General features: G+C 69.4%; 9 protein-coding genes and 1 pseudogene. 7 read left to right on the forward strand and 3 right to left on the reverse strand.

Going from position 1 to position 10,973, the window contains the following annotated elements; translation table 11 throughout:
* Window positions 1-598, reverse strand: a 598-nt coding sequence (locus FV234_RS23880; RefSeq protein ID WP_147832102.1) for an SHOCT domain-containing protein, incomplete at its 3' end; no start/stop codon positions are given.
* A gap of 308 nt (window positions 599-906) precedes the next feature.
* Here FV234_RS23880 and glgX point away from each other — a divergent pair.
* The 3 genes from glgX to FV234_RS23895 all read left to right on the forward strand — a co-directional run bounded on the left by glgX (window position 907) and on the right by FV234_RS23895 (window position 5,857).
* Window positions 907-3,177 (forward strand): glycogen debranching protein GlgX, encoded by a 2,271-nt coding sequence (gene glgX / locus FV234_RS23885; protein WP_147750368.1) that lies wholly within the window; start codon window positions 907-909, stop codon window positions 3,175-3,177.
* 142 nt (window positions 3,178-3,319) lie between these two features.
* Window positions 3,320-3,700, forward strand: a complete 381-nt coding sequence (locus FV234_RS23890; RefSeq protein ID WP_147750369.1) for a response regulator — start codon at window positions 3,320-3,322, stop codon at window positions 3,698-3,700.
* Between the two features lie 189 nt (window positions 3,701-3,889).
* On the forward strand, window positions 3,890-5,857 hold the full coding sequence (locus tag FV234_RS23895) for an AI-2E family transporter (protein WP_147762791.1): 1,968 nt from the start codon (window positions 3,890-3,892) through the stop codon (window positions 5,855-5,857).
* A gap of 12 nt (window positions 5,858-5,869) precedes the next feature.
* Here FV234_RS23895 and FV234_RS23900 read toward each other — a convergent pair whose 3' ends face one another.
* Complete coding sequence (locus FV234_RS23900; RefSeq protein WP_147750371.1) at window positions 5,870-6,106, reverse strand: hypothetical protein; 237 nt, start codon at window positions 6,104-6,106, stop codon at window positions 5,870-5,872.
* Window positions 6,107-6,454: 348 nt separating this feature from the next.
* Between FV234_RS23900 and FV234_RS23905 the strand changes: the two genes are divergently transcribed.
* From FV234_RS23905 to FV234_RS23920, 4 genes are all read left to right on the forward strand, one after another.
* Window positions 6,455-8,077: a hybrid sensor histidine kinase/response regulator gene (locus FV234_RS23905; protein WP_147750372.1), complete on the forward strand. Its 1,623-nt coding sequence runs from the start codon at window positions 6,455-6,457 to the stop codon at window positions 8,075-8,077.
* Window positions 8,078-8,110: 33 nt separating this feature from the next.
* Entirely contained in the window at window positions 8,111-8,431 is a 321-nt protein-coding gene (locus tag FV234_RS23910) for a plasmid stabilization protein (RefSeq protein ID WP_147762790.1), read from the forward strand.
* 184 nt (window positions 8,432-8,615) lie between these two features.
* A complete protein-coding gene (gene adh / locus FV234_RS23915) occupies window positions 8,616-10,139 on the forward strand; it encodes an aldehyde dehydrogenase (RefSeq protein WP_147750374.1) in 1,524 nt (507 codons plus the stop codon).
* Between the two features lie 155 nt (window positions 10,140-10,294).
* A complete protein-coding gene (locus FV234_RS23920; protein WP_147762789.1) occupies window positions 10,295-10,717 on the forward strand; it encodes a DUF779 domain-containing protein in 423 nt (140 codons plus the stop codon).
* A 144-nt stretch (window positions 10,718-10,861) separates the two neighbouring features.
* Here the strand turns inward: FV234_RS23920 and FV234_RS23925 are convergent.
* Window positions 10,862-10,973, reverse strand: a pseudogene (locus FV234_RS23925) (IS5/IS1182 family transposase); the annotation flags it as partial.

A 10,973-nucleotide genomic window follows, 5' to 3' on the forward strand; every position in this document is an offset into this window, starting at 1 on the left:
GTTCGGGGGTAGAGGCGGCGGCGCGTGCGGGCTCGGTCGCGTCGGGGGCGAGGCGGCGCAGGGTGTCGAGGCCGATGCTCCCCTGCGGTCCCGTGAAGCGCAGGGCGCCGTTCGACTGAGAGACGCCCGAGATCCGGTGCTCGCCGGTGTCGTAGAGCGCGACGCCGGAATCGGACTCGATCGCCAGCCGCCTTGCCTCGGGGAAGTAGGCGTAGCGCAGCCCGTCCTGGGCGCCGGCGCTCGACGGCCGGCCGAGGCCCGCCGGCCACCATTCGCCGCCGCCGCGCTCGCCTGCGTTCCATCCCTGGCCGCTCCAGCCGGCGGCGGGCAGCGCGCCGGCAAGCTCGGCGCAGAGGCCGGCGACGCGGGCCTTCAGCTCGGCGTCGAACATCCGTCCGACCATGACCATGCCGCCGGAGAACCACTGGCCCATGCCGCCGAGTTCCGGGTGGTCGAACTGCGCCATCGTGCCGTTGCCGGCCTCCAGCGCCCGCAACAGGTGGCGTACCGCGTCGAGGCCGACGCCGTGGCGGTCGGCCACGATCTGCAGCCCGGAGGCGTGATCGGGGCCTTCGTCGTTCGTTGCCTCGACGCTCATGCGGTCTGCTCCGGAAGGCGCGACGCGCTCGATTGGCGCCGCGATGGGCCGCGAATGCCGGGCCGTGCCCGGGGCGAGCCCTTACTATGGCGCGCCGCACGGGGCGGTGGAAGAACCCAGCTCGCGCAAAAATCGCAGGTGCCGGAACGGGTTCCGCCCGGATCGCGGGCTCGTGTCGCTGCGCTGCAAAAATTTCCGGCGCCCGGGAGCTTCGCCGTCGGCCGCACGTTCACAAAACGGCCCGGGGGCCCCGTCGCCGAACGTCAGGCGGCGGTCGTCGTGATGCGGCCCCGGCCGACGGAGTGAACATGGCCGACCCAATTCGAAACGTAGTCTCGACCCGCCCCGTTCGTTCGCGCATCCAGGAAGGCAAGCCCTATCCCCGCGGCGCCACCTGGGACGGCCTCGGCGTGAACTTCGCCGTCTTCTCCGCCCACGCGACCAAGGTCGAGCTCTGCCTGTTCGACGAGTCCGGCGAGAAGGAGATCGAGCGGATCGCGCTCCCTGAATACACCGACGAGGTCTGGCACGGTTACCTGCCCGACGCGCGGCCCGGCACGATCTACGGTTACCGCGTCCACGGCCCCTACGAGCCGAAGGCCGGGCACCGCTTCAACCACAACAAGCTGCTGATCGACCCCTACGCCAAGGGGCTCGTCGGCTCGATCACCTGGAACCCGGCCCTGTTCGGCTACCAGATGGAGACCGGCGACGACCTGACCTTCGACGAGCGCGACAGCGCGCCGTTCACCCGCCGCAGCCAGGTCATCGACCCGGCCTTCACCTGGGGCGCTTACCGCAAGCCGAACGTCCCGTGGGAGAAGACCATCGTCTACGAGGCCCACGTGAAGGGCCTGACCAAGAACCATCCGCGGGTGCCCGAGCGCCTGCGCGGCACCTATGCCGGCCTCGGCAACCCCGACGTGCTCGACTACATCAAGAGCCTCGGCGTGACCGCGGTGGAACTGCTGCCGGTCCACGCCTTCGTGCAGGACGACTACCTGCAGGAAAAGAACCTCGTCAATTACTGGGGCTACAACACGATCTCGTTCTTCACCCCCGCCCGTCGCTACGCGGCGGTGCCGGACTTCGCCTTCTCGGAGTTCAAGGAGATGGTCGCCCGCCTGCACGGCGCCGGCCTCGAGGTGATCCTCGACGTGGTCTACAACCACACCGCCGAGGGCAACGAGAAGGGTCCGACCCTGTCGTTCAAGGGGATCGACAACGCCTCCTACTACCGGCTGCTGCCGGGGCAGGAGCGCTACTACATCAACGACACCGGCACCGGGAACACCTTCAACCTCTCGCATCCCCGCGTGCTGCAGCTCGTCATGGACTCCCTGCGCTACTGGGCGACCGAGATGCGCGTCGACGGCTTCCGCTTCGACCTCGCCACCATCCTCGGGCGCGAGCCGCACGGCTTCGACGAGGGCGGCGGCTTCCTCGACGCCTGCCGCCAGGACCCGGTGCTGAACGACGTGAAGCTCATCGCCGAGCCGTGGGATTGCGGCCCGGGCGGCTACCAGGTCGGCGGCTTCCCGCCCGGCTGGGCCGAGTGGAACGACCGGTTCCGCGACGACGTGCGCGGCTATTGGAAGGGCGACGAGGGCCTGCTGCCGGATCTGGCCAACCGCATCACCGGCTCGGCCGACAAGTTCAACAAGCGCGGGCGTAAGCCGTGGGCCTCGGTGAACTTCCTCACCGCGCATGACGGCTTCACCCTGCACGACACCGTCGCCTACAACGACAAGCACAACGAGGCGAACGGCGAAAACAACCGTGACGGCCACTCGCACAACCTGTCGTACAATTACGGCGTCGAGGGCCCGACCGACGACCCGGCGATCCGCGCCGTGCGCCTGCGCCAGATGCGCAACATGCTCGCGACCCTGTTCCTGTCGCACGGCACGCCGATGCTGCTGGCCGGCGACGAGTTCGCGCGCACCCAGCAGGGCAACAACAACGCCTACTGCCAGGACAACGAGGTCTCGTGGATCGACTGGGGGGCGATCGGCGCCGAGGAGCGCGACCTCGCCGAGTTCACCCAGCGCCTGATCCTGCTGCGCAACGCCCTGCCGATCCTCAGCCGCGGCCGCTACCTGACCGGGCAGTACGACGAGGAGTTCGGCGTCAAGGACGTGACGTGGCTGCGCCCGGACGGGCACGAGATGGGATCTGAGAACTGGACCGACGGCGGCGCCCGCTCCCTAGCGGTGCTGCTCGACGGGCGCGCCCAGGCGTCGGGCGTGCACCGGCGCGGCGGCGATGCCACCTTGCTGATCATGTACAACGCCTACCACGACCTCGTGCAGTTCACCCTGCCCGAGTCGGTCGGCGGATCGGCCTGGACGCGCCTGCTCGACACCAACCTGCCCGACAGCCAGGAGGTCGCGAGCTTCACGTCCGGCGAGCGCTACGACGTGACCGGGCGCTCGATGCTGATGTTCGTCCTCAAGCCCGACGACACCCCCGGCGACGCGGTGACGGAGATGGAGCGCTCCTACCAGCACGTGATGCAGGCCTTCGAGCGGGCCAACATCCAAGAGGTCCATTTCCACCTCAACGACGAAGATCGCTGAACGCGGCGCCTTCCCCTCGAGCAGATGATCTGCCACGAGGGTTTGAATACAAAAAATCGGACGATCGTGGGCCGCCGCGCGTTGAAGAATCGATGCGCGGCGGCGACGCGTCGGACGGCCGTGCGTCGGGGACCCAACATCCATGCCCAAGATTCTGCTGGTCGAAGATCACGAGGAGATCTGGGATTTCCTGTCCCGCCGGCTCAAGCGTCGCGGGTACGAGGTGATCCTGGCTCATGACGGCGAGGCCGGCGTGCAGCAGGCGCGCTCGGGCCGCCCCGACGTGATCCTCCTCGACATGAACCTGCCGATCCTCGACGGCTGGTCGGCGGCCCGCGCGCTGAAGTCCGGCAGCGACACCCGCGGCATCCCGATCATCGCGCTCACCGCCCACGCCATGTCGGGCGATCGCGACAAGGCGATCCAGGCCGGCTGCGACGACTACCACCCCAAGCCCGTCGACTTCTCGAAGCTGCTCAGCCAGATCAGCGCGGCCTTGGGCGAGACCGCGACGGCGGGCTAGGGCGGTTCTCCTCCCTTCCACCTCATCCTGAGGTACCGCAGCTCAGCGGGCCTCGAAAGAGCCCTCCCGCGGTCTCGGCGGGTCCTGGAGGGCTCCTTCGCAGCCCGCTGCCGCGGGCACCTAAGGATAAGGGGCGTCGATGGGGGAACGCTCGAGCGGTCGAACACAGGCGTAACCGGAGCGTAATCCATGAGCGACGACCCCGTCACCGCGCAGCGCCTGAAGAACGGCCTGCCGGTCTTCGTCGCCCTGGCCTCGCTGCTGCTCGTCCTCGCGGTGATGGCCGCGCTGTATTTCGGGCGCGACATCCTCGTGCCGGTGACGCTGGCGATCCTGCTGAGCTTCGTCCTCGTGCCGGCGGTGCGCCTGCTCGGGCACATCCGCATGCCGCGGGTGCCGGCGGTGCTGCTGGTGGTCGTCGTGGTGTTCGGAGCACTGTTCGGGATCGGCAGCCTGATCGTGCGCGAGGGCGGGCAGCTCGTCTCCGACCTGCCGCGCTACTCCCTGGTGATGCAGGACAAGATCAAGTCCCTGCGCGGCGCCACCGCCGACACCGGCACGCTGTCGCGCATCGTCGACGTGTTCCAGGACCTGAGCGCGACGCTGTCGCCGCCGCCGCCGCCGGAGCTGAAGGGCGATCCGGGCTCGACCGGGCATCCGCTCACCGTGGAGATCCGCGCGGCGCGGGCCGGCCTCGTCGAGAACCTCCAGACCTTCGCCGGGCCGATCCTGCACCCGCTGGCCACCACCGGCCTGATCCTGATCTTCACGATCTTCATCCTGCTCCAGCGCGAGGACCTGCGGAACCGGATGATCCGGCTGGCCGGCGGCTCGGGCGACCTGCGCCGCACCACCGCGGCCATCGACGACGCGGCGCGCCGCCTCAGCCGGTTCTTCCTGGCGCAGCTCGCCCTCAACGTGGCCTTCGGCGTGGTGATCGGCGTCGGGCTGTGGTGGATCGGTGTACCGAGCCCGACCCTGTTCGGCGTGCTCGCGGCGATCCTGCGCTTCGTGCCCTATATCGGCGCCGCGATCAGCGCCCTGCTGCCGCTGGTGCTGGCGGCCTCCGTCGATCCGGGCTGGAGCATGGTGATCGCCACGGCGGCGCTGTTCCTCGTGGTCGAGCCGATCGCCGGCCACGTGATCGAGCCGCTGCTCTACGGGCACTCCACCGGGCTCTCGCCGATCGCGGTCATCCTCTCGGCGACGATCTGGACGTTCCTGTGGGGGCCGATCGGCCTCGTGCTGGCCACCCCGCTCACGGTCTGCCTCGTCGTGCTCGGCCGCCACGTCGATAGGCTCTGGTATCTCGACGTGCTGCTCGGCGACCAGCCGGCCCTCGACCCGCCCGAGATCTTCTACCAGCGCATGCTTGCCAACGACCCGGCGGAGGCGATCGACCAGGGCCGGCAGTTCCTGAAGGAGCGCGCGCTCGTCACCTACTACGACGAGGTCGTTCTGGCCGGCTTGCGGCTGGCGCAGGACGACCTGTCCCGCGGCACCCTCGACCGTGCGCGCCAGGGCGAGGTCGGCGCCGCGATTCGCACCGTGGTCGCCCGCCTCGGGACGACGCCGGTGGCCCTGCGCCCGCGCAAGGGAAAGGCGCGGACTGGGAGCTCCGAAGCCGCCGCCGCCGTCGCCGCGGCGGGGCCGGACCGTAAGGTCGCCGCCGTGGTGCTCAAGCCCGCCGACCTCGCGCCGGCCTGGCGCGGCGCGGTGCCGGTGCTCTGCGTCTCCAGCCGCGGCCCCTTCGACGAGGCGGCGACGCTGATGCTGAGCCAGACCCTCGACCGCCACGGATTGCGCTCCGAAGTGATGGCCATGTCGGCGATCCGCGGCGGCGCCCGGCCGAAGGACGCGGCCAGCCTCGCGATGATCTGCTTCTCCTATCTCGAGCCGGTGAGCCTGTCGCAGATCCGCTTCACCGTCCGGCAGGCCCGCGCCGCGGTGCCGGGCGTGCGCGTCCTCGTCGGGTTCTGGGGCGAGCGCGACCCGGCCACCCTCGACCGCCTGCGCCGGGCGACCTCCGCCGACGTCCTCGTCACCACCCTGAACGACGCGATCGAGAACGCCGTCGCCGTGTCGCGTGCGCCCGGCGTCGAGCCGGCGCGGACGGCGGCGACGCCCGTTGCCACCCTGCCGCAGGCGGCGGAGTAGTCCGGGGCGGCGTCAGCCCTCCGCCGGCAGGGCGAGCTTGATCGCGATGCCGTGGGCGTCGTGCTCGAAGATGTGGGCGACGTCGTGCACCAGCCAGCGCGACGCCTCGGCGTCGAACCCGAGGATCACGCACTCGCCGACCCGCGGCACCGGCTCGCCGGGCGCGAAGACGATCGTGCGACGGGCCGACCGGAGGCCGTGACCGGCCGAAGGATCGGGCGCGATGAACACCACGTCGATGTCGGACATGGGCCCGGATAATCTCAGGTTGCAGTCGTCAAGACTGCTGCTCGCCGACGTAGGACGCACGGGGACTTCCCGATTCGGGAAGGCGCGGCGTCGAGATCAATCCCTATCCATCCCGAGGCAAGCTGAACAGTGACGGCGGCGGCCGGATCGCCGGTTCGGGCGACAATTCGCCTTCGATCGAGTTTGGACTCCCGCTAGAAAACCTGGATCGCACGGTCGCCCCTTCGCGTTGTCGCGATGACGTCGGCTCGGAGGCTGTCCGAACAGGGGCAACGCCGCCGTGTTACCCGCCCAGCCGCACCATCACGGAGTCGCGAGACCGATGCCGACGGACGAGACCGCCCCGACATGACCCAGACGCCCGAGACCCCGCCGACCGGCCGCACCACCCGCGTCGGCGCCGGGTCCGCCACCGCCATGTCCGACCCGCGCAACGAGATCTTCTTCGCGGCCGTCGAGACGACCCGCATGCCGATGACGGTCACCGATCCGCGCCAGCCCGACAACCCGATCATCTTCGCCAACAACGCCTTCCTGGCGATGTCCGGCTACGGCCAGGAGGAGATCATCGGCCGCAACTGCCGCTTCCTGCAGGGGGCGGAGACGGACCGCGAGGCGGTGGCGCAGGTCCGGGCGGCGATCGACGAGCGGCGCGAGTACAGCACCGAGATCCTGAACTACCGCAAGGACGGCTCGACCTTCTGGAACGCGCTGTTCGTCTCCCCGCTCTACGACACCAACGGCGAGCTGCTGTACTTCTTCGCCTCGCAGCTCGACGTGTCGCGCCGGCGCGACGCCGAGGAGGCTTTAGGCCAGGCGCAGAAGATGGAGGCGCTGGGCCAGCTCACCGGCGGCATCGCGCACGACTTCAACAACCTGCTCCAGGTCATCGTCGGCTACGTCGACATCCTCAGCGCCGGGTTGGAGAAGCCCGACGCCGACAAGGCCCGGCTGGGGCGCGCCGCCGACAACATCCGGCAGGCCGCGCAGCGCGCCACGACCCTGACGCAGCAGCTCCTCGCCTTCTCGCGCAAGCAGCGGCTGGAGGGCCGCGCGGTCAACCTCAACGCCCTGATCGGGGGAATGCGCGACATGGTCGCCCGCTCCGTCGGCGACGCCGTCACCGTCGCCTACGACCTGGCGCCGGACCTGTGGAACTGCCGCGTCGACCCGACCCAGGCCGAGGTCGCGCTGCTCAACGTGATGATCAACGCCCGCGACGCGATGCCGGAGGGCGGGCCGATCCGGGTCGTCACCGAGAACCTCGACGTATCCGAGCGCGAGATCACCGGGACCGGCCCCCTGCGCGCCGGGCGCTACGTCCAGGTCTCGATCACCGACGGCGGCACCGGCATGCCGCCCTCGGTGCTGACCCGCGTGATGGACCCGTTCTTCACCACCAAGGAGGAGGGCAAGGGCACCGGCCTCGGCCTCTCGATGGTCTACGGCTTCGCCAAGCAATCGGGCGGAGCCGCGAAGATCGAATCGGTTTTGGGGGAGGGCACCACCGTGCGCCTGTCCTTCCCGGTGACCGAGACCGGGGTGAAGGAGGCGCCCAAGCCGCCCGCCCGCACCACCGAGCGCCAGGGCACCGAGACCATCCTGATCGTCGACGACCGCGAGGACGTGGCCGAGCTCGCCCGCACGATCCTGCGCGACTTCGGCTACGTCACGCTGATGGCCGGGAACGGGCGCGAAGCGCTCGAGATCCTCGACGGCAACGACCGCATCGACATGATCTTCACCGACCTGATCATGCCGGGCGGCATGAACGGGGTGATGCTCGCCCGCGAGGCGCGCCGCCGGCAGCCGCGCCTCAAGGTGCTGCTCACCACCGGCTACGCCGAGGCGAGCCTGGAGCGAACCGACGTCGGGGGATCCGAGTTCGACGTGTTGAACAAGCCCTACCGCCGGACCGACCTGATCCGCCGCGTGCGCGCGGTCCTCGACGGGCCGACCGGAACCGGCTGAGGCGCCGTTCGCCGCACCGCACGAGGTTTCGCCATGCCCCAGGGTGACAAGAGCAAGTACACCGACAAGCAGGTCCGCAAGGCCGAGCACATCGCGCAATCCTATGAAAAGCGCGGCGTGCCCGAGGAGCAGGCCGAAGCTCGCGCCTGGGCGACCGTCAACAAGGACGACGGCGGCGGCAAGAAGCCCGGCGGCTCGGGCCGCGGCAAGGCCACCGACCACCCGGCCGCGCATGCGGGCGGCGAGAAGGGTGGCGAGAAAGGCGGAAAGGCCTCGGCCGCGCGCACGCCGGAGCAGCGCTCGGCCTCCGCCAAGAAGGCGGCTGCGACCCGCAAGGCGCGGAAGGCGACCTGAAGCCGCGCCGTTTCGGTCGCCATCACCCCCGGATGGGGCTACCGTGCACGCGGCGTTCGCACCCGCCTTTGGCCAAAAGTCCGGCTTGCCATCGCCGCTCGACTGTCCTTGGCTGTGGCCGGAACGCGAAAAGTCCGAAAAAGAGCCGGCACGCCATGCCGGAGCCGCACGGAGGATCAGCACCATGAACAAGCCGGAATTCCTGGCCGACGCCAAGACCAAGTCGCCGTTCTCGGCCCGCTACGACAACTTCATCGGCGGGCAGTGGGTGGCGCCGGCGAACGGCCGTTACTTCGAGAACACCTCGCCGATCACCGGCCGCGTCATCTGCGAGGTCGCCCGCTCGGACGCGCAGGACGTGGAGAAGGCGCTCGACGCCGCCCACGCCGCCAAGGACGCCTGGGGCCGCACGTCGGCCGGCGAGCGCGCCCGCATCCTCAACAAGATCGCAGACCGGATGGAGGAGAACCTCGACCTGATCGCGCTCGCCGAGACCTGGGACAACGGCAAGCCGATCCGCGAAACGGTGAACGCCGACATCCCGCTCGCCATCGACCACTTCCGCTACTTCGCCGGCTGCATCCGCGCCCAGGAAGGCGGCATCTCCGAGATCGACCACGACACGGTGGCCTACCACTTCCACGAGCCGCTCGGCGTCGTCGGGCAGATCATCCCGTGGAACTTCCCGATCCTGATGGCGGTGTGGAAGGTCGCCCCGGCGCTCGCCGCCGGCAACTGCATCGTCCTCAAGCCCGCCGAGCAGACCCCCGCCTCGATCCTCGTGGTGATGGAGCTGATCGCCGACCTGCTGCCGCCGGGCACGCTCAACGTCGTCAACGGCTTCGGCCTGGAATGCGGCAAGCCGCTGGCCTCCTCGCCCCGCATCGCCAAGATCGCCTTCACCGGCGAGACGACGACGGGCCGGCTGATCATGCAGTACGCCTCGCAGAACCTGATCCCGGTGACGCTGGAGCTCGGCGGCAAGTCGCCGAACATCTTCTTCGCGGACGTGGCCAACGAGGACGACGACTTCTTCGACAAGGCGCTCGAAGGCTTCACCATGTTCGCCCTCAACCAGGGCGAGGTCTGCACCTGCCCGAGCCGCGCGCTGGTGCACGAGTCGATCTACGACCGGTTCATGGAGCGCGCGGTCAAGCGCGTCGAGGCGATCACGCAGGGCTCGCCGCTCGATCCCGCGACCATGATCGGCGCGCAGGCCTCGTCCGAGCAGATGGAGAAGATCCTCTCCTACATCGACATCGGCCGGCAGGAGGGCGCCAAGGTGCTCACCGGCGGCGCGCGCAACGTGAAGGACGGCGAGTTCGCCGACGGCTTCTACGTGCAGCCGACGGTGCTCCAGGGCCACAACAAGATGCGGATCTTCCAGGAGGAGATCTTCGGGCCGGTGCTCTCGGTGACGACCTTCAAGGACGACGCCGACGCGCTCAGTATCGCCAACGACACGCTCTACGGCTTAGGGGCCGGCGTGTGGACCCGCGACGGCACCCGCGCCTACCGCTTCGGCCGCTCGATCCAGGCCGGCCGCGTCTGGACCAATTGCTACCACGCCTACCCGGCGCACGCGGCCTTCGGCGGCTACAAGCAGTCCGGCATCGGCCGCGAGAACCATCGCATGATGCTCGACCACTACCAGCAGACCAAGAACATGCTGGTGAGCTACTCGGCCAAGAAGCTCGGCTTCTTCTAGGCCGGCCTGGCTCCGGCCCACGGGCTGGCGCTTTCGACTTCGAGACGACTTCGCCCCGGCCCTCGCGGCCGGGGCGTTTTCGCTGGCGCCCACCACTGCATTTCGGCGCCGCGCGAACCACATGGGATCGGGAAGGGGTGCGGATGGGAGCGGACATGACGGACACGGCGACGAGCGCCACCACCGCCGAGCAGGCCGGCGTCGACGGGACGCCGCTGCGGGTCACCGCGACCCCGGCCGCCCTGGAGCTCATCGCCGAGCTTCGTGCCGAGCACGGCCCGGTGATGTTCCACCAGTCGGGCGGCTGCTGCGACGGCTCTTCGCCGATGTGCTACCCGGTGGGCGACTTCATCACCGGCGACGGCGACGTGCATCTCGGCCAGGTCGGGGGCGCGGACTTCTTCATCAGCCGCTCGCAGTTCGCGGTCTGGAAGCACACCCACATCCTGCTCGACGTGGTGCCCGGACGCGGCGGCATGTTCTCCCTGGAGAACGGCCGCGAGAAGCGCTTCCACATCCGCTCACGCCTGTTCACGGCGGCCGAGAACGCTGCGCTCGACGGCGCCTGCAAGCTTTAAGCGCGGGTCTGACCACGATCGGTGACAAGGGTTCCTCCCTTTTCCCAACCCACCACCTCATCTTGAGGTGCCGCGTCAGCGGCCTCGAAGGAGGCCTCCAGAGATCGCGCTATCCCTGGAGGCCTCCTTAGAGTCTGTCCGGCATCATAATGTTTTCTGACAGAGCTTTCGGGTCATGAGGCGGATGGAGGCCAAGAGGACGAACGCTCGCCCTTTCCGGCTTTTGCATTCCCAATCCTTCGCGAGACGGCGGCAG

Source organism: Methylobacterium sp. WL8 (assembly GCF_008040045.1).
GTDB lineage: Bacteria > Pseudomonadota > Alphaproteobacteria > Rhizobiales > Beijerinckiaceae > Methylobacterium > Methylobacterium cerastii.